The 22,931-nt window shown below is 73.3% G+C and carries 21 protein-coding genes; 19 read left to right on the top strand and 2 right to left on the bottom strand.

Features of this window, described 5'->3' with window-relative positions; genetic code table 11:
* Window positions 1-123: 123 nt before the first annotated feature.
* From OGL89_RS03305 to OGL89_RS03270, 8 genes are all read left to right on the top strand, one after another.
* Complete coding sequence (locus OGL89_RS03305) at window positions 124-714, top strand: sigma-70 family RNA polymerase sigma factor (protein ID WP_263118445.1); 591 nt, start codon at window positions 124-126, stop codon at window positions 712-714.
* Between the two features lie 226 nt (window positions 715-940).
* Window positions 941-1,636 (top strand): SipW-dependent-type signal peptide-containing protein, encoded by a 696-nt coding sequence (locus OGL89_RS03300; RefSeq protein WP_263118444.1) that lies wholly within the window; start codon window positions 941-943, stop codon window positions 1,634-1,636.
* A gap of 7 nt (window positions 1,637-1,643) precedes the next feature.
* A complete protein-coding gene (locus OGL89_RS03295; protein ID WP_263118443.1) occupies window positions 1,644-2,999 on the top strand; it encodes a signal peptidase I in 1,356 nt (451 codons plus the stop codon).
* Complete coding sequence (locus tag OGL89_RS03290; RefSeq protein ID WP_263118442.1) at window positions 2,996-4,732, top strand: choice-of-anchor G family protein; 1,737 nt, start codon at window positions 2,996-2,998, stop codon at window positions 4,730-4,732. The genes OGL89_RS03295 and OGL89_RS03290 overlap by 4 nt, the downstream gene beginning before the upstream one ends.
* A gap of 193 nt (window positions 4,733-4,925) precedes the next feature.
* Entirely contained in the window at window positions 4,926-6,587 is a 1,662-nt protein-coding gene (locus OGL89_RS03285) for an ABC transporter substrate-binding protein (RefSeq protein WP_263118441.1), read from the top strand.
* Window positions 6,588-6,650: 63 nt separating this feature from the next.
* Window positions 6,651-7,739 carry an ABC transporter permease gene (locus OGL89_RS03280; protein WP_263118440.1) on the top strand — a complete coding sequence of 363 codons (1,089 nt, stop codon included), beginning with the start codon at window positions 6,651-6,653 and terminating at the stop codon, window positions 7,737-7,739.
* The gene (locus tag OGL89_RS03275; protein WP_263118439.1) at window positions 7,739-8,749 is read left to right on the top strand and encodes an ABC transporter permease; all 1,011 of its coding nucleotides are present in this window, start codon (window positions 7,739-7,741) and stop codon (window positions 8,747-8,749) included. The genes OGL89_RS03280 and OGL89_RS03275 overlap by 1 nt, the downstream gene beginning before the upstream one ends.
* Entirely contained in the window at window positions 8,746-10,428 is a 1,683-nt protein-coding gene (locus OGL89_RS03270; RefSeq protein ID WP_263118438.1) for an ABC transporter ATP-binding protein, read from the top strand. Before OGL89_RS03275 ends, OGL89_RS03270 begins: the two co-directional genes overlap by 4 nt.
* 37 nt (window positions 10,429-10,465) lie before the next feature.
* On the opposite strand, the gene OGL89_RS03265 is transcribed toward OGL89_RS03270, so the two are convergent.
* Complete coding sequence (locus tag OGL89_RS03265) at window positions 10,466-11,143, bottom strand: excalibur calcium-binding domain-containing protein (RefSeq protein ID WP_263118437.1); 678 nt, start codon at window positions 11,141-11,143, stop codon at window positions 10,466-10,468.
* 244 nt (window positions 11,144-11,387) lie between these two features.
* On the opposite strand from OGL89_RS03265, the gene OGL89_RS03260 reads away from it, so the two are divergent.
* The 11 genes from OGL89_RS03260 (at window position 11,388) to OGL89_RS03210 (ending at window position 22,274) form a co-directional block, all read left to right on the top strand.
* The gene (locus OGL89_RS03260; protein WP_346770664.1) at window positions 11,388-12,437 is read left to right on the top strand and encodes a response regulator; all 1,050 of its coding nucleotides are present in this window, start codon (window positions 11,388-11,390) and stop codon (window positions 12,435-12,437) included.
* On the top strand, window positions 12,434-13,426 hold the full coding sequence (locus OGL89_RS03255; RefSeq protein WP_263118435.1) for an ATP-grasp domain-containing protein: 993 nt from the start codon (window positions 12,434-12,436) through the stop codon (window positions 13,424-13,426). Before OGL89_RS03260 ends, OGL89_RS03255 begins: the two co-directional genes overlap by 4 nt.
* A complete protein-coding gene (locus OGL89_RS03250; RefSeq protein ID WP_263118434.1) occupies window positions 13,423-14,145 on the top strand; it encodes a PHP domain-containing protein in 723 nt (240 codons plus the stop codon). Before OGL89_RS03255 ends, OGL89_RS03250 begins: the two co-directional genes overlap by 4 nt.
* Complete coding sequence (locus OGL89_RS03245) at window positions 14,142-15,638, top strand: glycosyltransferase (protein WP_263118433.1); 1,497 nt, start codon at window positions 14,142-14,144, stop codon at window positions 15,636-15,638. The genes OGL89_RS03250 and OGL89_RS03245 overlap by 4 nt, the downstream gene beginning before the upstream one ends.
* Window positions 15,635-15,883, top strand: a complete 249-nt coding sequence (locus OGL89_RS03240) for a hypothetical protein (protein ID WP_263118432.1) — start codon at window positions 15,635-15,637, stop codon at window positions 15,881-15,883. The genes OGL89_RS03245 and OGL89_RS03240 overlap by 4 nt, the downstream gene beginning before the upstream one ends.
* Entirely contained in the window at window positions 15,880-17,595 is a 1,716-nt protein-coding gene (locus tag OGL89_RS03235; RefSeq protein WP_263118431.1) for an ATP-binding protein, read from the top strand. The genes OGL89_RS03240 and OGL89_RS03235 overlap by 4 nt, the downstream gene beginning before the upstream one ends.
* A gap of 45 nt (window positions 17,596-17,640) precedes the next feature.
* Entirely contained in the window at window positions 17,641-17,922 is a 282-nt protein-coding gene (locus OGL89_RS03230) for a metal-sensitive transcriptional regulator (protein WP_263118430.1), read from the top strand.
* A 25-nt stretch (window positions 17,923-17,947) separates the two neighbouring features.
* The gene (locus tag OGL89_RS03225) at window positions 17,948-18,178 is read left to right on the top strand and encodes a heavy-metal-associated domain-containing protein (RefSeq protein WP_263118429.1); all 231 of its coding nucleotides are present in this window, start codon (window positions 17,948-17,950) and stop codon (window positions 18,176-18,178) included.
* Window positions 18,175-20,586: a heavy metal translocating P-type ATPase gene (locus OGL89_RS03220; RefSeq protein WP_263118428.1), complete on the top strand. Its 2,412-nt coding sequence runs from the start codon at window positions 18,175-18,177 to the stop codon at window positions 20,584-20,586. Before OGL89_RS03225 ends, OGL89_RS03220 begins: the two co-directional genes overlap by 4 nt.
* Window positions 20,587-20,655: 69 nt before the next feature.
* Window positions 20,656-21,396: a copper homeostasis protein CutC gene (locus OGL89_RS03215; protein WP_263118427.1), complete on the top strand. Its 741-nt coding sequence runs from the start codon at window positions 20,656-20,658 to the stop codon at window positions 21,394-21,396.
* 86 nt (window positions 21,397-21,482) lie between these two features.
* The gene (locus OGL89_RS03210; RefSeq protein ID WP_263118460.1) at window positions 21,483-22,274 is read left to right on the top strand and encodes a CPBP family intramembrane glutamic endopeptidase; all 792 of its coding nucleotides are present in this window, start codon (window positions 21,483-21,485) and stop codon (window positions 22,272-22,274) included.
* On the opposite strand, the gene OGL89_RS03205 is transcribed toward OGL89_RS03210, so the two are convergent.
* Window positions 22,267-22,869, bottom strand: a complete 603-nt coding sequence (locus tag OGL89_RS03205; RefSeq protein ID WP_263118426.1) for a DUF308 domain-containing protein — start codon at window positions 22,867-22,869, stop codon at window positions 22,267-22,269. The two genes, OGL89_RS03210 and OGL89_RS03205, sit on opposite strands and share 8 nt — an antisense overlap.
* Window positions 22,870-22,931: the final 62 nt, after the last annotated feature.

Raw genomic sequence — 22,931 nt, 5'->3', positions numbered from 1 at the left:
AAAGAACCAGGCTGACCACTCATCGTCCGCCGCTTTCCGGGCGCGCCCCCGGAGCAGCTGGCAGAACGGGTCCCACGCGTCCGACGGGTCGCGGGGGACGCGGGGGACGCGGGGTGGCACGGGATGCAGCGACCAGGGAAGGCGGCACCCGGTCCCGGTCGCGCCCCGGAGGAGGACGCCGCCGAGGCGTTCGCACGGTGCTTCCGCTCCTGCCACGCCGAGCTGCGCGCCTTCGCCGCGCGCCGGATCGGTGCCGTCGCGGCCGAGGACGTCGTCGCGGAGACCTTCGCCACCGTCTGGCAGCGGTGGGCGGACATTCCCCGGGACCTGGACGGCCGTCGCGCCTGGGTGTTCGGCGTGGCGCGCAACAAGCTCCGTGACGCGCGGCGCTCCGCCGCCCGGCGCGATCGGCTGGCCGTCAGGGCGGCGCTCACGAGCCGGGAGGAGACCGACGACCCGGCCGAGTCGCTGGTGGCCGCCGGACAGGTGCAGGACCTCCTGGCGGCGCTGCCGCGGGCCGAGCGCGACGCGATGCTGCTGACCGTCGTGGCCGGGTTGACCTGCACCGAGGCGGCTGAGGTCCTGGCGTGCTCGGTGTCCGCGATGACCAGCCGGGTCAGCCGGGCCCGGGCACGGCTGCGCGCGCGGGTGGCCGAGGACGGGTCCGAGCGACGCGGGGCGGACCGCAGGGCGAACCACGACTCCGGCTCGTGACCCGACGCCGCCGCGCTCGCGGCAAGCGCTTTCCTCCGACACGCCGAGGAGAAATGCACAAAGCGGGCAATCGTCATTGTGTGATTGCACAACGGCCCGGTCGTGGTCGATGCTGACCGGGCGTCACAGCGAGCAGGGGGTGCTGTGGCGCCTCCGGGAGGACGATGACGTCATCCCGGTGGACGGCGGATGCAGGGGGCATGCGCCGATGGATCCGGGGGTATCCATGCGTACAGACGACGCGTCCACCATCACCACGGTCGATCACCGCGACCGCAGACGACGCTCCGGGAGCCGGCTGCGCGCCGGGCTCGCCGCAGCCGGGGTCCTCGGGGTCGGCGCCGCCGTCACCCTGGCGGCCTGGACCGACACCGAGTGGATCTTCGGCGGAGCCGACGGGGACACCCCGATCGGGACCTCGGTCTTCGAGGTCGAGCAGAACGTCTACGACGGGGAGAGCTTCCAGAACCGGGAGACCGCCGCCTCGGCCGGGCGACTCGACTTCACGGTCGCCGCGGCGTCGCTGTCACCCGGCGCGGTCATCTACGCGCCCATGCAGTTGCGGGCGGCACCCGGCTCGATCGGCGGGACGGCGGTGCTCAACGGAGCGGTGGCCGGGGCCGGGACCAGCACCGAGCTGTTCGACGTCCTGACCTACCACGTCCGATCGGGCGTGCCGCAGGCGTCCTGCAACGACGCCGGCATCGCGGCCGGGACCGGGACGGAGATCGTCCCGGTCGCCTCGGCGCTCACCGCGAACGGCACCGAGGGCATCACGATCCTGGCCGCACCGGACGACACCACCGGCGGTACCCCGGTCGACCTGTGCTTCCAGATCACGATGCCGGACACGTCGACCGCCGCGACGCTCCAGGGCCAGACGGTCACGCCGGTCTGGAACGTCGTGACCACGAGCTCGTGACCGGGAGATGTCTGGCTCGCACTGCGCCACCGCCCTGCCCGGGAACGGATGGCGGCGCGTCGCCGATCTGACCCGCGAGGTGCTGTTGACCGTCGCGGCGGCGTTCGGCGCGATCTGCGCCCTGGCGATCGTGCTGGTGATCGTGTTCGACCTGGGCGTGATCGTGTTCCGGACCGGCTCGATGACGCCGACCATCCCGACCGGCGCCGCGGCCCTGGTCCGGACCGTTCCCGCGTCCGAGGTCCGGGTGGGTGACGTGGTGACCGTCGCCTCGCCGCTCGGTCCGCTGCCGGTGACGCACCGGGTGACCTCGGTGGAACCGCTGGGGCCGGGCACGGTCCGGCTGCACCTGCGCGGGGACGCGAACGACGCCGAGGACCCGTTCCCGTACGACGTGACGGAGGTCCGCCGCGTGATCGCGGCCGCCCCGGGGGTGGGGTATGCCCTGGTGCGCCTGCAACAGCCGACGACGATGGCCGCGCTGACCGGCCTGATCGCGGGCCTGGTGCTGTGGGCGCTGTGGCCCCGTTCGACGCGGGGGCACCGGATGCCGGCCGGGCGGTCAGGGAGGTCCGGGCGGTCCGCGCGCTCGGTGGCGGCGATCGCCCTGCTGGCGGTCGCGGTGGTGGTGCTGCCGACGCCGGGCCCCGCCTCCGCCGCTCCGTCCCCGGCACCGCCGGCGATGCCGCCCCGGAACGGCTACTCCGTGGGCGACGACGTCCTGCGGGTCACGTCGTCGCTCCCGACGGACCGTCCGTGGCCGCTCTCCCCCGGCACCAGCCTGACCTGGCGCGTGACCACGAGCGCACAACCGCCGCAGGGCGCGGACTCCGCCGACGGCTGGCTCTGGGTCAGCGTGATCGCCGGTGGCGCGCTGGTCGAGCTCGACGACGCGGTCCGGATCACCCTGGTGCTGTGCGACGCGGGCTGGGACGGCGCGGGCGGCTGCCCGGGAGGAGCCCGTGAGATCCGGCTGCCTCCGGTCGAGGGGGCCATCTGGCACGACCGCGAGGCGGTGGGCCGGCTGAGCGTCGACGCCCCGCAGGACGTCGAGGTGCGGATCGACGTCACGGAGGACCTGCCGGACGAGGCACAGGGCCAGACGATGTCCCTGGGCCTGCGGTTCGACGCGTTCGGCGACTCGGCCGTGATCGACGAGGTCGCCGCCGAGCTGCCCGGCGGCACGACCACCGCCACCGGCACCACCGGCGGCGGGGTGGGATCGCCGGGGCTGGCGACCACCGGAGCAGACCTGCGACCGGGTGCCTGGGCCGTGCTGGCCGTGCTGCTCGGCGCCGTCCTGCTCGACCGCAGCCGCGCGCGCCGCCACCGGTCGCCCCGCGTGGGCGGGACGCGGTCGTGATCCGCACCCGGTCCGCGTCCGTCGCGGTCGTGCTGGGGCTGGTGTCCCTGCTGGTGGCGGTGTGGGGACTGCGATCCGGACCGGCCCGGGCCGAGCTGACCGATGCGGCCTGGACCGACGGGGAGTACGTGCACACCGCGATGTCCACCCGGACCACCTGGTGCGACACCGGGCTCTACCGGACCAGCGCGCGCGGCCAGTTCTTCACCGGGGCCCTGCTCGGCAGGTCCACCGACGCCACCGCCTCCCTGGTGCCGCTCCTGGTCCGGAACCCCGGTTCGGGGTCGCTGCCCTCCCCCGCCACCGCGACCTCGCTCGGCGACCACGCCTACGCGAACCCGGTCGCGGTCTCCGCGCTGCGCACCGCGGCCCTGGACCTCGGGTCCCCGCTGACCGTCCCGCTGGCGGACGGCGCGGCGGCGGGTCTGCTGTCCCAGTACGCGCGCGCCACCAGCACCGGCGTGTCGGCCGGGGCGGCCGGGGCGGTCTCCGACTCCGGCGTGGTCAGCGCCGGCACCCGGACGCCGGGGTCGGGACTGCCGGAGGTCGCCTCGGTGGACGTCCGCACCCTGGCCGGCAGCACGCTGCTGGCCGGCGGACTCGGCAGCGGCGCCGCGGCGGACCTGACCGACATCCGGCTGCGGATCGGGGCGGTGGGATCCAGCATCGTGCAGGACGGCTGCCTCAGTGCGGGGACCGTGACCCGCGACTACGGCGTCGCGCACCTCCGGCTGGAGGAGCGGTCGACAGCACTCGCTGCGGTGTCGACCGGGATGAACTCTGCGGCCGCGACACTGCAGTCCGCGCTGTCGGCCGGCGGGTCGGTGGTCACGGGCCTGCGCAACGCGACGCTGGGTGTCCTGACCGGCCCCGGCGGCCTGCTCACCCTGGTGGGCGTCGGCACGCCGACCGCCACGCTGACCACCTCGGCGAACCTCCCGCAGGCGGTGAGCGCCCTGACCGGCCGCACCCTCGGGACCGGCACCCCCGTGACGCTGGACCTCGCCACCGGGACGACGGTGGTCGACCTCGCCGCCCTCACCGATCCGACCACCGGGCTCAACGGCCGGCCGCCGAACAGCGAGGTCCTCACGACCGCCACGCTCGGGTCGGCGGTCTCCTCGGTCGGCACCCTGCTCGCCGGCCAGCGGACGGAGGTGCTCTCGACGGCCCGCAGCGCGCTGGACTCCGCCAGCGCGACCCTGGTCGTCACGGTGCCGCTCACCCTGCTCAACTCAGCCGTGAGTCTGGGAACACTGCAGATCACCGCGTCCGGCACCCTGGCGACGCTGGCGGCCGGGACCGGGACCGTCACCTGGTCGGGTCTGAACTCCTGCGGCGTCACCACCGCCGCGGTCTGCACCGCGGTGAACACCCTGATGCCCACCCTGGTGCCGCTGATCCGCACCGCCCTCGCCACCTCGCTGACCAGCACGCTCTATGGACTCAGCGGCGCGGAGGCGGCGTTCATCGGCACGGTGACCTCGGCGGTCGACACGGCGACCTCACTCGTCGGGACCGGCATCAACGCGCTGCCGAACGTGGTGTCGGTGCACGTGAACGCGCAGCCGGACCAGCCCGGTGCCCGGACACCGACAGTGCCGCTGGCACCCGGTGAGCTCGCGGTGTCCGCGATCCGGGTCGGCCTGGTCCCGGTCACCCGACTGGGCTGGCTGGCCTTCGCGACCTCCTCGTCCGGCCCCACCGGCTACTCACCGGTCACCGGCACCTGACCTGCGCCCGGATGATCCCGAAACATCCCGTTAACACAGGGATGTACCAATCCGCGGCTCGCTGTGCTTTCCTGTGCCCCACGTCACAGGCATCTGTGTGACACGTGCGTCACCCGTCGTCGTCCGACCGGCACCGCTGTCGGACCCGGCCGTCGACGGTCCAGGGGATACGACACGGAAATCGAGGACCACCATGACAGCGCACCACCCGCGCCGACGCCTGATCGCCCCGACCGCCGGTCTGGCGGTCGCCGGTCTCCTGCTCGCTGCCTGCGGCAGTGGCGGCAGCGACGACGACAGCACCGGGGGCGGAGGCGGCGGGGGCGACTCGATCCTGATCGGCACCACCGACAAGATCACCACCATCGACCCGGCCGGCTCCTACGACAACGGGTCCTTCGCGGTGATGAACCAGGTGTACCCGTTCCTGATGAACACCCCGTTCGGCAGCCCGGAGGTGGAGCCGGACATCGCCGAGTCGGCGGAGTTCACCAGCCCCACCGAGTACACGGTCACGCTGAAGGACGGCCTGACGTTCGCGAACGGCAACGACCTGACCAGCTCGGACGTGAAGTTCACCTTCGACCGGCAGCTGTCGATCTTCGAGTCCGGCGCGGACGACGGCAACGGCCCCGGCTCGCTGCTCTACAACCTGGACAGCGTGGACGCCCCGGACGACACCACCGTCGTCTTCCACCTGAAGACCGAGAACGACCAGGTCTTCCCGCAGATCCTGTCCAGCCCGGCCGGCCCGATCGTCGACGAGGACGTGTTCTCCCCCGACGCGCTGACGCCGGACCAGGACATCGTCGACGGGCAGGCGTTCGCCGGTCCGTACACGATCACCGACTACAGCCAGAACGACCTGGTCAGCTACGCCGCCAACCCGGACTACCAGGGCCTGCTCGGCGCGCCGGAGAACGACGCGGTGGACGTGCAGTACTTCACCGACGCCTCGAACCTGAAGCTGGACATCCAGGAGGGGAACATCGACGTGGCGTTCCGCTCGCTGTCCGCCACCGACATCGAGGACCTGCGGGGCAACGACGACGTCCAGGTGGTCGACGGCCCGGGCGGTGAGATCCGGTACATCGTCTTCAACTTCGACACCCAGCCGTTCGGCAACACGACCGCGGAGGCCGACCCGGCCAAGGCGCTGGCGGTGCGGCAGGCGGTGGCCGACCTGATCGACCGCGAGGAGATCGCCTCGCAGGTCTACAAGGACACCTACACCCCGTTGTACTCCTACGTGCCGGAGGGCCTGACCGGCGCCACCGAGTCGCTGAAGGACCTGTACGGCGACCACGAGGGCGGCCCGGACGCGGACGCGGCGACGGCAGCCCTGGAGGCCGCGGGCGTCGAGACCCCGGTCACGCTGAACCTGCAGTACTCGAACGACCACTACGGCCCGTCCTCCGGCGAGGAGTACGCGCTGATCAAGGACCAGCTGGAGTCCAGCGGCCTGTTCACGGTGAACCTGCAGACCACCGAGTGGGTGCAGTACGCCAAGGACCGCACCTCGGACGTCTACCCGGCGTACCAGCTCGGCTGGTTCCCGGACTACTCGGACGCGGACAACTACCTGACCCCGTTCTTCCTGACCGACAACTTCCTGGGCAACCACTACGACAACCCGACGGTGAACGACCTGATCCTGCAGCAGGCGGTCACCCCGGACGCCGACGAGCGCACCGCGCTGATCGAGCAGATCCAGGGCCTGGTCGCCCAGGACCTGTCCACGGTGCCCTACCTGCAGGGCGCGCAGGTCGCCGTGACCGGCACCGACATCTCCGGTGCCGAGAACACGCTCGACGCGTCCTTCAAGTTCCGCTACGGCGCGCTGAGCCGTAGCTGATCCCTCAGTCCCGGGGCGGGCCGCACACGGTGCGGCCCGCCCCGGGGCGTTGTCAGGAGTGACATGACGTCCACCACCCTCGACCCCACGACGGTCGATGTCCCGAAGTCCGGCCCGCCCAAGCGTTCCGGCGGCGGTCTCGGGCGCTACATCCTGATCCGCTTCCTGCTGATCATCCCCACCGTGTTCATCCTGGTGACCACGGTCTTCTTCCTGATGCGGGCCACCGGCGACCCGATCACCGCAGCCCAGGGCGGACGACTGCCCGCCGACCAGCTCGCGGAACGCATCCACGCCGCGGGCTACGACCGGCCGATCCTCACCCAGTACGTCGAGTACCTCGGCGACCTGTTCCGCGGCGACCTGGGCACCACGCTCTCGGACAGCCGCCCGGTGACCGAGGTGCTGACCACCTTCGGCACCGCGACGCTGGAGCTGGCGTTCTACGCGCTGATCGTCGCCTTCCTGGTCGGCATCCCGCTCGGCCTGGTCGCCGCGTACTTCCGGGACAAGGTGCCGGACGCGCTGCTCCGGGTGTTCGCGATCGCCTGCTACGCCACCCCGGTGTTCTTCGCCGGACTGCTGCTCAAGCTGATCTTCGCGGTGCAGCTGGACTGGCTCCCGGTCGCCGGGCGGGCGTCCAACCGCTCCGAGCTCGCCATGCGGCGCCTGGACCACCCCACCGGCATCTACCTGATCGACGCCCTCCGCACCGGGAACGGGGAGATCGTCGCCGACGTGCTCCAGCATGCGGTGCTGCCCGCCATCGCCCTCGGCCTGCTGACCGCCGGGGTGTTCCTGCGGCTGGTGCGCACCAACGTGATCGGCACCCTCGGCTCCGGCTACGTGGAGGCCGCCCGGTCCCGCGGCGTCAGGGAGTCCCGGCTGCTGCGCAAGCACGCCTACCGCCCGGCGCTGATCCCGATCATCACCGTGGTCGGCATGCAGGTGGCGATGCTGCTGGTCGGCGCGGTGCTGACCGAGACCACCTTCGAGTGGCGCGGTCTGGGGTTCCAGCTGTCGCAGTACCTCCAGGCCCGCGACTTCGTGGCCGTGCAGGGCATCGTCGTGATGCTCGCGATCGTGGTCGCGCTGAGCAACTTCGTGGTCGACGTGATCGCCGCGCTGATCGACCCGAGGGTGAGGTACTGATGCGCTGGAACAAGCTTCCCGTCGTCCATCAGCTGCGGCAGAGCGTCGGCCTGCAGCGCGGCATGCTGGTCGCCGGGCTGATCCTGACCGGCATCTTCCTGCTGGCCGCGCTGTTCGCCCCGCTGCTCGCGCCCTACGGCTACGGCCAGCTGCGCAGTCCGGACACCGGCCTGTTCGGCGCCACCCAGCCGCCGTCGTCGGAGCACCTGCTCGGCACCACGGTCGGCGGCTACGACGTGCTGTCCCGGGTGATCTGGGGATCGCGCACCGCACTGCTGGTGATCGTGATCGCGGTGACCGCGTCGCTGTTCATCGGCGTGCTGCTCGGCCTGGTCTCCGGCTACTTCGGCGGCTGGCTGGACCGGGTGCTGGTCGTGATCGCGGACGCGGTCTACGCCTTCCCGTCCCTGCTGCTGGCCATCGTGCTGGCGATCGTGATCAGCGGCGGCCAGTCGTCGATGATCGGCGGGGTCCTGGCGGCCGCCCTGTCCATCACCGTGGTGTTCACCCCGCAGTACTTCCGGGTGGTGCGGGCCGAGACGGTGCGGGTCAAGGCGGAGGCCTTCGTGGAATCGGCCCGGGTGATCGGCGCCGGTCACCGCCGGATCATGTTCCGGCACGTGCTGCGCAACGCCACCCGCACCCTGCCGCTGATCATCACGCTGAACGCCTCCGAGGCGATCCTCACCCTGGCCGGGCTCGGGTTCCTCGGCTTCGGCATCGAGGCCACCGCCGCCGCCGAGTGGGGCTACGACCTGAACAAGGCGATCTCCGACGTCAGCTCCGGCGTCTGGTGGACCGCGACCTTCCCGGGCATCGCGATCGTGCTGGTGGTGCTCGGCATGACCCTGGTCGGCGAATCGCTGAACGACCTGGCGGACCCGCGACTGCGCACCCGCCGCCGCGCCGCCGAGGTGTCCGGGGACACCGCGAGCACGGCACAGACCTCCGTCGTCCCCGGCGGTGCGCTGCCCGGGCACGCGGCCGAACTGGAAGGGGGAGCCCGATGAGCGGCCCCGTGGTCCGGATCGAGAACCTGTCGGTCTCCTTCGCCACCGACGCCGGGACGGTCCGCGCCGTCGACGACGTCAGCCTGCAGGTGGGTGCCGGGGAGGTGCTGGCCGTGGTCGGCGAGTCCGGCTCCGGCAAGACCGTCACCAGCAAGACCATCCTCGGCCTGCTGCCGTCCACCGCCACCACGCGGGGCGCGGTCGTGCTGACCAGCAAGGACGGCTCCAGCGAGCACGACGTGGTCAGCCTGCGCGGCGGCGCGCTGCGCCAGGTGCGCGGCCGGGACGCCGCGATGGTCTTCCAGGAGCCGTCCACCGCCCTGAACCCGGTGTTCACCGTCGGCTGGCAGATCATCGAGGGGTTGCGCGCCCACCGGAAGCTCGGCCGCCAGGCGGCCCGGGCCGCCGCGATCGACATCCTGCGCCGGGTGGGCATCCCCGACCCGGAGCACCGGATCGACCAGTACCCGCACGAGTTCTCCGGCGGGCAGAAGCAGCGGATCGTGATCGCCCAGGCCCTGGTGCTCGACCCCGGCGTGATCGTCGCCGACGAGCCGACCACCGCGTTGGACGTCACCGTGCAGGCGGAGATCCTCGACCTGCTGCGCCGCTGCCGGGACGAGTTCGGCACCGCGATCGTGCTGATCACCCACAACATGGGCGTGGTCGCGGACCTGGCCGACCGGGTCGCGGTGATGTACCAGGGCGAGATCGTCGAGCAGGCGCCGGTCCGGCAGCTGTTCAGCGCCCCCGCGCACGAGTACACCCGCCGCCTGCTGGACGCGGTCCCCCGGATCGGCACCGGCACCGCGCACGCCGAGGCCCGCGCCGCCGCCCGGCCCGCCGACTGGGCGGCGAGCACCCCGGTGGTCGAGGCGGCCGACCTGGAGATCGTCTACCCCGGCCGGTTCCGTCGGCCCGGATTCCGCGCGGTCGACGGCGTCTCCCTGGCCATCCGGCCCGGCGAGGTGCTCGGCCTGGTCGGCGAGTCCGGCTCCGGCAAGACCACCATCGGTCGCGCCATCGCCGGGCTCACCCCGGTGTCCGGCGGCTCGCTCCGGGTGCTCGGCACCGAGATGAACGGGGTCCGCGAGCGCACGTTCCGGCCGATCCGCCGCCGGATCGGCTTCGTGTTCCAGGACCCGGCGACCAGCTTCAACCCGCTGCTCACCATCGCCCAGTGCGTCGCCGAGCCGCTGATCGTGCACGGCCGGGCCCGCACGGTCGACGAGGCGCGGTCCACCGTGGACGATCTGCTCGAGTCGGTGCAGCTGCCCCGCTCCTACGGCGACCGTTTCCCGCACGAGCTGTCCGGCGGACAGCGGCAACGCGCCTCCCTGGCCCGGGCGCTCGCCCTCGACCCGGAGCTGCTGATCGCCGACGAGCCGACCAGTGCGCTGGACGTGTCGGTGCAGGCCCGGGTGCTGGAGCTGTTCGCCGAGCTCCAGGAGTCGCTCGGCTTCGCCTGCCTGTTCATCAGCCACGACCTGGCCGTGGTGGACCTGCTGGCCGACCGGATCGCGGTGCTGCACCACGGCCGGCTGGTCGAGGAGGGCACCGGGGCGCAGGTGCTCGGCGCGCCCCGGGAGGACTACACCCGGCGGTTGCTGGCCTCGTTGCCGGTGCCGGACCCGGCGGAGCAGGAGCGGCGGCGCGAGGAGTGGCGGGCGCTGGCCTGAGCCGTGGGCCGAGGCCGGTCCTGCGCCGGTCGTGGCCCTACTCGCAGCCGATCCCGTCGCCGTCCCGGTCCAGCCCGGCGCGGTATCCGGGGTCGCCGCTGTGGACCGGAGCCGCACCGGCGGCCCGTGCCGCGTCGCAGTTCTTGTAGTAGGTCGACGCCCCGGCCGCCGGTGCGGCCGCCTGGGTCGTCGTCGTGGTGGACGCGCCGCTCCCGGTCCGGGTCGACGCGGCGGCCACGGCGGCCTCCCGGGCGGTCACGTCGTCCTCCCGCACGGTGACGTCGTTCTCCCGGGTGGTCACGGCGGCGGTGGCCGCGTCCACGGTCGCCTGCTGCTCGTCGACCTGCTGCTGGGCGGCCCTCACCGCGTCCTCGGCGGTCTGGGCCGTCGTCTCCCGCTCGGTCAGATCGGATTCGCGTGCGTCCAGGTCGGCCTCCCGGTCGTCCAGCCGATCGGCGCGTTCGCCGACCGCGCTGTCCAGCTCGGCCACCCGCACGCTCTCCGCGTGCACGGCGTCCCGGTCGGCCCGTTGGGCGGCCGTGGCACTGCCGACCCCGCAGACGGCGCCGACCAGCAGGCCCGCGGCCGCCCCGATCCCCAGCAGGCCGAAGGTCACGCCCCGGCGCTCGGGACGGAACTGGGCGGCCACCACGTTCTCCCGGGCGGCGGGCGGCGGGGTCGTGCCGACGGGGGGAGCGCCTCGACGCAGCGTCATCGCAGAAGTTCCTTCGTCCGGGTGCGGCGGACCGGGTGTCCGGCTCCGCCCGTGACATCGGCATCCGGGACTGTCGCGTGAGCCCGGGGCGCCGAGGTCCACCCCTTCGGCGCAGAGCACCCCGGATGCGGTCCACGCCGCATCGGGCCACGATGACGCCACATCGATCGGCTCCGTCCGCTGCCGGTCGAGACGACCGTCGGCCGTACCCGGCGGTGCAGGGGGAATGATGGATCCAGTACGCGTGGTCGTCATCGACGACGACCCGGACGTCCTGTCGTACACCGCGACGGTCCTGCGCAAGCGCGCCGGATGCGAGGTGGTGGCGCTGGGCGATCCCGCCGAGGCGCCCGACCTTGTCACGCGGTTCGACCCGGACGTGGTGGTCACCGACATCCAGATGCCCGGGATGACCGGGCTGGAGCTGCTGGCCCTGCTGCGCTCCCGCAGTCCCGCGCTGGCCGTCGTGGTGATGACCGCCCACGTCTCGGTGGACTACGCCGTCGCCGCGCTCCGGCAGCAGGCTGACGAGTTCCTGACCAAACCGGTGCCCGGCGCGGACCTGGTCGACGTGGTGCAGCGTCTGGCGCTCCGCAGCCGTGCCGCCCGTTCCGCCAGCCCGCGACAGGTCGTGCTGGCGATCGGGGCGCATCCCGACGACGTGGAGATCGGCGTCGGCGGGATCCTGTCCGCGCACCACGCCGCCGGGGACGCCCTGGTGCTGCTCACCCTGTCCCACGGCGCACGCGGCGGTGCGGCCGCCGATCGCCAGCACGAATCCCTGGCGGCCGCCGAGCAGCTCGGGGCGCGGCTGTTCCTGGAGGACCTGACCGACACCGAGATCCCCGGGGCGGAGCCGACGGTCGGCATCATCGAACGGGTGGTCGCGGAGGTGGAGCCCGGGATCGTCTACACCCACAGCCACCACGACCGTCATCAGGACCACCGGGCGGTGCACGACGCGACCATGGTGGCCACCCGGCGGGTGCGGACGGTGGCGTGCTATCAGAGTCCGTCGGCCACGGTCGACTTCCGGCCGAGCCGCTTCGTGCCGATCGACGGCTTCACCGACGCGAAGCTCGCCCTCCTGGACTGCTTCGCGACCCAGTCCGGCATCCGCGGCTACCTGGCGCCCGACTTCGTCCTGGCCACGGCGCGCTACTGGTCGCGGTTCGGGGAGGGGACGTCGGTCGAGCCCCTGGAGATCGTCCGGGACGCCGTGGAGGTCGCGCGCGCCGAGGGCAGCCAGGCCACCGGTGCGAGCCGGCGGGCCGAGCTGGAGGACCGGGGATGACCCGCGTCCTGGTCACCGGCGTCGGCGGGCCGGCCGGGGTGGCGGTGCTGCGCTCGCTGCTGCGACGGCCCGGGGTCGAGGTGTACGCGGCGGACATGGACGGCTGGGCCGCCGGGCTCTACCTGGTGCCGACCGACCGCCGCCGGCTCGTGCCGCCCGGTGCCGAGCCCGGCTTCGCGCAGGCGATCGGCGAGCTCTGCGCCGTGGACCGGATCGACGTGCTGTTCTCGACCGTCGACGCCGAACTGCTCCCGCTCGCCGACACCCGGGAGGACCTCCGGACGGCGGGCACCACCCTGGCCGCGCCGGCCACCGAGACGTTGCGGCTCTGCCTGGACAAGGCCGCACTCGCCGCGCGGTGTGCGCCCTCGGTGCGGGTGCCGGAGACCCGGGTGCTGGACGGGTCGGCGGCGGAGGCCGACTGGCGGTTCCCGGTGATCGTGAAACCGCGCAGCGGATCGGGCTCCCGGGGGGTCCGCCAGGTGCCCGACCGCGACACCCTGCGTGCCCTGGCCCCCGATCCCACCCTGATCGTCCAGGAGCTGCTGCCGGGCGAGGAGTACTCGGTGGACGTCCTGGCCGACGCCTCGGGTCGGGTCGTGACCGCCGTGCCCCGCACCCGCTCCCGGGTGGACTCGGGCGTCTCGATCGCGGGGATGACCGTGCGCGACCACGACCTGGAACAGGCCGCCTCTGCCACGGCCGAGGCGATCGGGCTGGTCGGGGTCGCGAACGTCCAGCTGCGGCGGGACGTCGCCGGCCGACCTGCGCTGCTCGAGGTCAACCCGAGGTTCCCGGGTGCGCTGCCCCTGACGATCGCGGCCGGCGCCGATCTGCCGGCCCTCGCGCTGGACCTCGCCCTGGGTCGTCCGCTGCCCGCCCGGCTCCCGTTCCACGAGATCGCCGGCGTCCGCTTCCTCGAGGACGTGTTCTGCCCGCCGGGCGAGATCCTGCGCTCGGCGTACGCCGCCCACCAGGAGGAGCCGTGAGCGCCGACCTGCTGACCGGTGACCACCACGTGCACTCGACCTTCTCCGACGACGCGCACAGCACGCCGGCCGGGAACCTCGCGGCCGCGGCCGCGCTCGGTCTGACCGAGCTGCGGATGGTCGAGCACGTCCGCGCGACCACCACCTGGCTGCCCGGGTTCGTCCGGGCGGTCCGGGAGCTGGACCCACCCGAGGGACTGCGGGTGTCCACGGGGGTGGAGACCAAGATCCTGGACGAGCGCGGGACCCTGGGCCTCCCAGCCGGCGACCTCGGGGTGGACGCGGTCCTGGTGGCCGACCACCAGTTCCCCGGCCCGGACGGCCCCTGGACGCCGCACCGGACGGCACGCCACCTGGCCGAGGGCGGCGACCCGCACCGCCTGCTCGACCGGCTGCTGGACGCCCTGGACCGGGCGGTCGTGCACGCGGCTGGACGGGCCGCCCACGTGCAGGTCGCGCACTGCTTCTCGATCCTGCCCAAGGTCGGCCTGTCCGAGGCGGATCTCGACGACGCGCAGCTCGACCGCTGGGCGTCGTCCCTGGCGCGTTCCGGTGCCGTGCTCGAGGTGAACGAGAAGTGGCGCTGCCCGGCACCCCGTGCCCTCCGGATCGCCGATGCCGCGGGGATCGCGCTGGTGGCGGCGACGGACAGTCACATCGCCACCGACGTCGGACGCTACGCCTGGGTGCGGCGCACGCTGACGGAGGTGCTGGCGTGAGCCCCGGGACCACAGAGACGCTCCGCACCATCCTGGCGGTGCTGCTGCTCGCCGTGATCGCGGCCGGATTGATCCCGGTGGTGTCGACCGCGGTGCAGTTCGTGCTCGTCGCCCTGCACAGCCGGGTCAACCACTACCGGAAGGCCGCGCCGTTCTTCCCCCGGGTGGTGGTGCTGATCCCGGCGTGGAACGAGGGCGCCGTGGTCGGAGCGTCCATCGACCGGCTGATGCAGCTGGAGTACCCGCGCGAGGCGCTCCGGATCTACGTGGTGGACGACGCGAGCACCGACGACACCCCGCACGTGGTGCGCGACCGCGAGCGGCTCTACCCCGGCTCGGTCCGCCACCTCCGGCGCGAGAACGGCGGTGAGGGCAAGGCGCACACCCTCAACCACGGCCTGCGCACCGCCCTGGAGGACGACTGGATGCAGGCGGTGCTGGTCATGGACGCCGACGTGATCTACGAGCGCGACGCCCTGCGCAAGATGACCCGGCACCTGGCCGATCCCGCCGTGGGTGCGGTCACCGCCTACATCCGGGAGGGCAGCCGGGACAAGAACTACCTGACCCGGTTCATCGCCTTCGAATACGTCCTGGGCCAGCTGGCCGCCCGGCGCGCGCAGAACGTCGTGTCGGCGATGGCCTGCCTGGCCGGAGGCGCTCAACTGCACTCCCGCGCGAATTTGGAGGCGTTGGGCGGCCTGATCGACACCGACACCCTCGCCGAGGACACGATCACGACCTTCGAAACCCAGCTGCACGGCCGGCGGGCGGTGTTCGAGCCGCACGCCGTCGTCCTCGCCGAGGAACCCCAGGGGGTGGACGCGCTGTGGCGACAGCGTCTGCGCTGGGCCCGCGGCAACCTCCAGGTCACCCGGCGCTACCGGTGGCTGTGGTTCCGGCACGGCAAGCACCCCGGGCTCGGCCGCGCCACCTTCGCCCTGCAGTGGTTCAGCATTCTGGTGCTCCCGCTGGTCATGGTGGTCGTGCCGCTGGCCTTCCTGGGACTGTTCGCCCTCGACCACCCCCTGGCGCAGGTCGCCTTCCGCGCGCTGTGGATCAGCGCCGCCTGTCTCTACCTGTTCGCGGTGGTCTTCAGCCTGCAGCTCGACCCGGTGGTCGCCCGCGCGAGCTGGTGGCAGGCGCTGCTCTTCCCCGGGCTGCTGTCGGTGGCCGTGATGGTCACCGCGTTCTTCCCCGGACTGCTGGAGGAGCGGCTTCCCGGCGTCTTCGGCCTGCAGCTCACGCCGGCCGGGCACGTGATCTGGACAGTGGTGGTCTACCTGTGGGTCTCGCTGGCGATGGTGGGCGCCTGGATCGCACGTCTGATCGAGCCGACCCGGGTGGGCCGCTTCCTGACCCCGGTCCTGGTCTACCTGGTGGGGTACGGGCCGTTGCAGTGCGCCGTCGCGGTGGACGCGTTCTACCGGGAGATCCGGGGCGCGTCGACCGCCTGGGAGAAGACCGAGAAGATCGGGAGGGTACTGGGATGACCACACCGCACACCGGACGGCACGTCCGGGTCACGCCGGCCGGGACCGACCCCGAGCCCCGGCCGGGACCCACCCGTCCGACGACGGCCGGCCCGCTCGCCCCCGCGCCCGCTCCCGAGCTCGACCTCGAGCTCCAGCGGGAGCTCGACCGCGACCGGCGCCTGGAGCGACGGCTGCCGGTCCAGGCGCTCGTGGCGGCGCTGGCCACCGCGCTGGTGGTGCTGGTGGGCCGCGTGCTGTCATGAGCGGCCGCGCCGAGGCCGCAGGATCCGCGGCCACCGGGTCGACCGCGGGGCTCACGCTGTCGGTGATGACCCGTCACCTGCCCACGGTCATCGCCTTCGCCGCAGCGACCACGATCGTGGCGGCCGCACCCGGGACCCACCTGGATCACACCCCCTCGCTGCTGGCGGGGGTCGGCATCGAGGTCGTCGCGACCGTGATCGCCGCGTGGTCCACCCGCCGCCATCCGCGGCACGACCCGGCCCTGGACGGGGATTCCTGGGTGCTGGTCGTGCCGCTGCTGTCGGTCCTCGCGATCGGGTTCTTCCGGGTGGGCACCGGCGGGGCGACCTCGGTCTTCACGCCCATGCTCGTCCTGCCCGTGGTGTGGATCGCGACCGAGCCCGGCCGCCGGTTCGCCGCGGTCGCCGCGCTGGCCACCTCGCTCGCCCTGGCGTTGCCCTTCCTCCTCGGGCGCGCCGAGCCGGGCGGCCGGGAGGTGTGGCGCACGATCTTCGGCCCGTTCGTCTACGCGCTCGCAGCACTGGCGATCAACGAGGTCGCCCGCCAGGTCCGGTCGACGGTGGTGTCGCTGCGTGCCGGCGAGGCCCGGCTCCGGGCGGCCGATCGCCTGACCCGCAGCGTGCTCGACGCCGTCACCGAGCAGGCCGTCATCGGCACCGACGGCTCCGGCCTGATCCAGGTCTGGAACCCCGGCGCGGCCGCTCTGCTCGGACCGGCCCCGGCCGAGACCCAGGGCCGGCGCTCGGTGCTGGAGTTCATCGACCCGCAGGAGATCGCCGCACGCCCCCGCCCGGCGGGCGGCACCGCGTTCGACGCGCTGATCGGTGCGGTCGGGCCGGGGCGGGCCGAGGTGCGCGAGTGGACCTGGCTGCGGCAGGACGGCTCGACGGTGCCCGTGCTCGTGGCGTGCACCGCCCGGCAGGACGAGGACGAGCGGGTGGTCGGATACCTGTTCGTCGCGGCCGACCAGACCCAGGTCCACGAGGCCGAGCGGGTGAAGAACGAATTCGTCGGCACAGTCTCCCACGAGCTCAGGACCCCGGTCAGTGCCGTCCTCGGCCACCTCGACCTGCTGCGGGACGACCCGCTCACCGAGGATCAGGACCGGTACATCGACGTGGCCGAGCGCAATGCCCGCCGCCTGCTGCGCCTGGTCAACGACCTGCTGTTCACCGCGCAGGTGGACGCGGGCGGTGTGCCGCTCGACCTGAGCGACGTCGACCTCCGGACCGTGATCGCCGCCTCGGTGGAATCGGCCGCACCGGCCGGTCGACGGGCCGGGGTCGCGATCGTCGCGGACGTGCCGGAGCGGGTGCCGCTGGTCCGGGGCGACACCGGCCGGCTCGGGCAGGCGGTGGACAACCTGATCTCCAACGCGGTCAAGTTCACTCCGTCCGGGGGCTCGGTCACGGTCACGCTGTCGGCCGGCCCCGCACACGACTCCGGCGACCACGAGGTGACCGTGGCGGTCGCCGACACCGGGATCGGTGTCCCGGCCGAGGAGCTGGATCGCCTGTTCGGGCGGTTCTTCCGCGCGTCCACGGCGGTCCGCCACGCGGTGCCGGGGGTCGGTCTGGGGCTCACCATCACCCGGGCGATCGTCCGGGCACACGGCGGCGGGGTCACGGTGACCAGCGCCGAAGGCGTCGGCACCACGTTCACGCTGCACCTGCCGGTGACCTCCGCCGGCGGGGTGCCGGAATACCCCTAGGGGGTATAGCGTTCCTGCTGTCGACCCGGCAGCCAGGAGGCACCCATGCACGGCTACACCCCGAACAAGGACGACTACGCCAAGCGGATGCGCCGGATCGAGGGCCAGGTCCGCGGCATCGCCCGGATGATCGACGAGGACGTCTACTGCATCGACGTCCTGACCCAGGTCGCCGCCGTGACCAAGGCGCTGCAGTCCGTGAGCATCGCGCTGGTCGAGGACCACCTCGGCCACTGCGTGGTGGACGCGGCGCGGACGTCGCCCGAGGAGGGCGAGGCCAAGGTCAAGGAGGCCGCCGATGCCATCGCCCGCCTGGTCCGCAGCTGACATCCCACCCCGAGAGGACATCGAGATGACCACCACCACTTTCTCCGTCGACGGCATGACCTGCGGCAACTGCGTGAAGCACGTGACCGAGGAGCTGACCGCGCTGCCCGGCGTGCAGGACGTCCGGGTCGACCTGGTCGCGGGCGGCTCGTCGCCGGTCACCGTCACGTCCGAGGGCCCGCTGGACGACGCCGCGATCGCCGCGGCGGTCGACGAGGCGGGCTACGCCGTCACCCCGAAGGGATCGTTGCTGTGACAGCCGGGACACCCTTCCCCGTCGCACCGACGGGGACCGTCGACCTGGCGGTGCAGGGCATGACCTGCGCGTCCTGCGTGGCCCGGGTGGAGAAGCGGCTCAACCGGGTGCCGGGCGCACAGGCCACGGTGAACCTGGCGCTGGAGTCGGCCCACGTCGAGCTGCGTCCGGTCGACGGCGAGACGCCGGACGCCGAGGCGCTGGTCGAGGCGGTCCGCAAGGCGGGCTACGAGGCCACCGTCACCGGGGGCACCGGCTCGGCGGCCCCCGCGCACGACGGCCACCACGACGGAGCCATGCCCGGGATGGACCCGGCCGAGCACGCGCTGTCCGGTCACACCATGGCCCCGGGTCACGAGATGGACCCGGACGAGGACACCTCCGCCCCCACCGACGAGCGCGGCACGGACCTGCGCCGCCGGCTGCGGGTCGCGACCGTGCTGTCGGTGCCGGTGGTGCTGCTCAGCATGATCCCGGCGCTGCAGTTCACCGGATGGCAGTGGCTGGTCACCGTGCTGGCGCTCCCGGTGGCGACCTGGGCGGCCTGGCCGTTCCACCGTGCCGCCGCCCGGGCCGCACGCCACGGGGCCTCGACCATGGACACCCTGGTGTCGATCGGGATCATCGCGGCGGTCGGCTGGTCGCTGTGGGCGCTGCTGTTCGGCGGCGCCGGGATGCTCGGCATGACCATGACCCCGACGCTCTGGCCCGCCGCCGACTCGCACGGCGGGATGCCGGAGCTGTACTTCGAGGTGGCGGCCGTGGTCACCACCTTCCTGCTGGCCGGCCGGTACGCCGAGCACCGCTCGCGCCGCCGGGCCGGGGACGCGCTGCGTGCGCTCCTCGACCTGGGCGCGAAGGAGGTCGCCCTGCTGGTCACCGGCGCGGACGGCCGGCGCACCGAACGCCGGGTCCCGATCGGGCAGCTGTCCGCCGGCGACGAGTTCGCGGTCCGGCCCGGGGAGAAGGTCGCCACCGACGGGATCGTGGTCGAGGGCAGCAGCGCGGTGGACACCAGCCTGCTGACCGGTGAGCCGGTGCCGGTGGACGTCTCCCCCGGCGACGAGGTCACCGGGGCCACCCTCAACACCTCGGGCCATCTGGTCGTCCGGGCGACCCGGGTCGGCGAGGACACCCGGTTGGCCCAGATCGGCCGCCTGGTCACCCGGGCCCAGACCGGCAAGGCGCCGGTGCAGCGACTGGCGGACCGGATCTCCGCGGTCTTCGTGCCGGTGGTGCTGGTGCTGGCCGTCGGGACGCTGGCCGTCTGGCTGCTGTCCGGCGGCTCGGCCCAGGCGGCGTTCACCGCGGCGGTCGCCGTGCTGATCATCGCCTGCCCGTGCGCCCTCGGCCTGGCCACCCCGACCGCCCTCCTGGTCGGCACCGGGCGCGGCGCCCAGCTGGGCATCCTGATCAAGGGCCCGGAGACACTGGAGCAGACCCGCACCATCGACACCGTCGTGCTGGACAAGACCGGCACCCTCACCGAGGGCCGGATGGAGCTGGTGGACGTGATCGCGGTCGGCGGCCACGAGCACCGCGACGAGTTCCTGCGCCTCGCCGCGGCCGTCGAGTCGCGGTCGGAGCACCCGATCGCGCAGGCGATCGCCCGCGCCGCGGACACCGCCGATCTGGACGTGCACGAGTTCGCCAACCACGCCGGCCGTGGCGTCGAGGGCGTCGTGCGCGCGCCGCACACCGGTATCACGCTCGGCCGCCGGGTGCTGGTCGGCCGGCCGGGCTGGCTGTCCGAGCAGGGCATCACCGTGGATGACGGCCTGGCCGCAGGGTTCGCCGCCGCGGAACAGGACGGCGCCACCGCGGTGATGGCGGCGTGGGACGGTGCCGCCCGCGCGGCCCTGGTGCTGCGCGACCCGCTCAAGCCGACCTCCGCGCAGGCGGTCGATGACCTGCGGGCGCTCGGCCTGCGCCCGGTCCTGCTCACCGGCGACAACGCCGGTGCCGCCCGCCGGGTCGCCGCCGAGGTCGGCATCGACGACACCGACGTGATCGCCCAGGTGCTGCCCGCCGACAAGGTCGACCGGGTCACCGCCCTCCAGCGTGCGGGCGCCCGGGTCGCGATGGTCGGCGACGGCGTGAACGACGCCGCCGCCCTGGCCACGGCCGACCTCGGCCTGGCGATGGGCACCGGCACCGACGTGGCGATCGAGGCCGCCGACGTCACCCTGGTCCGCGGTGACCTGCGCTCGGCGGCCCAGTCGATCCGGCTGTCCCGGCGCACGCTCCGGATCATCAAGCAGAACCTGTTCTGGGCCTTCGCCTACAACGTGGCGGCGATCCCGCTGGCCGCGCTGGGACTGCTGAACCCGATGATCGCGGGGGCCGCGATGGCCTTCTCCTCGGTGCTGGTGGTCACGAACTCGCTGCGGCTGCGCCGGTTCCGCTGACCCCACGGGGTCCTCCCGCTGCGGCATGATGTCGAACAGTCGACGTCGACCCGCTGCTGGAGGACCCCCGTGACCGTTGCCCTGGAGATCGCCGTACAGGACCCCGTCGGCTACCGGATCGCCGCCGAGTCCGCGGCCGACCGGGTCGAGCTGTGCGCGGGGCTGGCCGCCACCGGGGGGCTCACCCCCTCAGCCGGCATGCTCGGCACGGTGCTCGGCGAACGCGGGTTCCTGCGCGGTGCCGCCCGCCCCGCCCCGGAGATCCACGTCCTGATCCGGACCCGACCGGGCGACTTCACCTACGCCGAGCACGAGGCCGAGGTGCTGATCCGGGACATCCGTCTGGTGAGCACCTCCGGGGCCGACGGCGTCGTGGTCGGCGGACTCACCGCCGACGGGCAGATCGACCTCCCGCTGCTCAGCCGGCTGACCGAGGCCGCCGACGGACTCCCGGTCACTTTCCATCGCGCCATCGACACCGTCGCCGACCCGCTGACCGCCCTGGACCTGCTGGCCGAGGCCGGCGTGACCCGGGTGCTGACCTCCGGCGGCGCCGCCCGTGCCGCCGACGGGATCGACCGACTGGCCGCACTGGTGGCGCACGCGGCCGGCCGGGTGCAGATCATGGCCGGGGGCGGCGTGCGGCCGGGGGACGTCCCCGCGCTGGTCGGGGCGGGGGTGCACGCGGTGCACCTGTCGGCGAGCCGGTCGGTGCAGGCCGACGGCGGTCCCGGTGGCGGTGGGGACGCCGGGTACACGGTCACCGATCCGGCGCTGGTGCAGGCGGCCGCGGCGGCGCTGCGCGGCTGAGCGGCCTTCCGGCGTCCGTCCAGCGAACTCCGAGCATCCGGTCGTACCCTGCCCAGGTGTCCCAGCCCGACGCCGTCGCACCGGCCGTGACGACCACCGCCGTCCCGCAGCCCTCCGAGCGCGCCCGCCGACGCCGGATCGGGGTGGAGATCTGGATCGTCCTGGGTCTGTCGCTCGGCAAGTCCGGGGTCTACGCCCTGGTCAACATCGTCGCGCGGCTGACCGCGGACACGTCGCTGCGCGAGCAGTCGACCGCGTTGAACACCAGCCAGTCGTCCCGTCCGTACCTGGACCTGACCTACCAGCTGCTGTCGATCGGCTTCGCGCTGATCCCGGTCGCCCTCGCGCTGTACCTGCTGTCCCAGAACGGCCGGAGCTCGCTGCGCCGGATCGGACTGGACCGGGCGCGCCCGCTGCGCGACCTGGGGGTCGGCGTCGGGTTGGCCGCCGTGATCGGCATCCCCGGCCTCGCGCTGTACGCGATCGGCCGCGCGATCGGGATCACGGTGGAGGTGCAGGCCTCGGCCCTGAACAGCGCCTGGTGGACCGTTCCGGTGCTGCTGCTCTCCGCCCTGCAGAACGCGCTGCTGGAGGAGGTGATCGTGGTCGGCTACCTGATGGAGCGGCTGCGCGACCTCCGCTGGGGGCCGGTGGCGATCATCGCCGCGAGTGCGCTGCTGCGCGGTTCGTACCACCTGTACCAGGGCATCGGGCCGTTCATCGGGAACGCCGTGATGGGTGTGGTGTTCGCCGAGTACTACCGGCGCCGACGGCGGGTGATGCCGCTGGTGGTGGCGCACACGCTGCTCGACGTGGTCGCCTTCGTGGGCTACGCGCTGATCCCCGCGGCGTGGTTGGCGGCGCTCGGGATCAGCTGACCGTCCCCGCCGACTCCGCGGACTCGGTGAACGCCCGCAGCTGCCGGCCGAAGGACCGCGTCACGAACCCCGCCACGATCATCACCGCGCCGCCGACCAGGGCGAACAGCCCGAACATCGCGACCACCACGGTCAGCGACTCCTGCGGCTGGATCGCCAGCATCGCCCCGAACAGGAAGGCGATCAGCCCGAACATCAGGGTGCCGACCCAGCCGAGGTCGCGGGCGCGGAACTGGGTGGCCGCGACGATCAGCGCCATCACGCCGACCACCAGCGCCCAGAGCGCGAGCAGGTAGAACAGCACCAGGGCGGTCAGGCCGGGCCACGCCATGATCAGGAGGCCGAAGGCGATCGACACGAGGGCCTCCGCCACCCACCAGCCGAGGCCGGGACGGCGGCGGACCAGGAACGCCTGGGCCAGCACCACCAGGCCGTCGGCCACCGCGAAGATGCCGTAGATCCAGCCGAGGGCGCTCAGCGTGCGCAGCGGCTCGACCAGCATCAGCAGACCGAGCACGACCAGGAGCACCCCGCGCAGGACCGGCATCCACCAGACCCGGCCGAGCAGGGTCGCGATCCGTCCGTTCACGTCCACCTGAGTGCCTCCTGTCCGCCGGGAGCGGGCGCTCCCTGCGCTGGTCACGCTAGCCCGGGACG

Origin of the sequence: Cellulomonas sp. RIT-PI-Y (assembly GCF_025642745.1) — a bacterium.
GTDB lineage: Bacteria > Actinomycetota > Actinomycetes > Actinomycetales > Cellulomonadaceae > Cellulomonas.
Note: the sequence above shows the minus strand (reverse complement) of the source record. Positions and strands in the feature narration are given on the sequence as shown.

Bases quoted from the DNA above. Each gene is read 5' to 3' on its own strand.
- OGL89_RS03305 (WP_263118445.1), top strand. From the start codon at position 124: ATGCAGCGACCAGGGAAGGCGGCACCCGGTCCCGGTCGCGCCCCGGAG.
- OGL89_RS03300 (WP_263118444.1), top strand. From the start codon at position 941: ATGCGTACAGACGACGCGTCCACCATCACCACGGTCGATCACCGCGAC.
- OGL89_RS03295 (WP_263118443.1), top strand. From the start codon at position 1,644: ATGTCTGGCTCGCACTGCGCCACCGCCCTGCCCGGGAACGGATGGCGG.
- OGL89_RS03285 (WP_263118441.1), top strand. From the start codon at position 4,926: ATGACAGCGCACCACCCGCGCCGACGCCTGATCGCCCCGACCGCCGGT.
- OGL89_RS03280 (WP_263118440.1), top strand. From the start codon at position 6,651: ATGACGTCCACCACCCTCGACCCCACGACGGTCGATGTCCCGAAGTCC.
- OGL89_RS03275 (WP_263118439.1), top strand. From the start codon at position 7,739: ATGCGCTGGAACAAGCTTCCCGTCGTCCATCAGCTGCGGCAGAGCGTC.
- OGL89_RS03270 (WP_263118438.1), top strand. From the start codon at position 8,746: ATGAGCGGCCCCGTGGTCCGGATCGAGAACCTGTCGGTCTCCTTCGCC.
- OGL89_RS03265 (WP_263118437.1), bottom strand. From the start codon at position 11,143: ATGACGCTGCGTCGAGGCGCTCCCCCCGTCGGCACGACCCCGCCGCCC.
- OGL89_RS03255 (WP_263118435.1), top strand. From the start codon at position 12,434: ATGACCCGCGTCCTGGTCACCGGCGTCGGCGGGCCGGCCGGGGTGGCG.
- OGL89_RS03240 (WP_263118432.1), top strand. From the start codon at position 15,635: ATGACCACACCGCACACCGGACGGCACGTCCGGGTCACGCCGGCCGGG.
- OGL89_RS03235 (WP_263118431.1), top strand. From the start codon at position 15,880: ATGAGCGGCCGCGCCGAGGCCGCAGGATCCGCGGCCACCGGGTCGACC.
- OGL89_RS03230 (WP_263118430.1), top strand. From the start codon at position 17,641: ATGCACGGCTACACCCCGAACAAGGACGACTACGCCAAGCGGATGCGC.
- OGL89_RS03225 (WP_263118429.1), top strand. From the start codon at position 17,948: ATGACCACCACCACTTTCTCCGTCGACGGCATGACCTGCGGCAACTGC.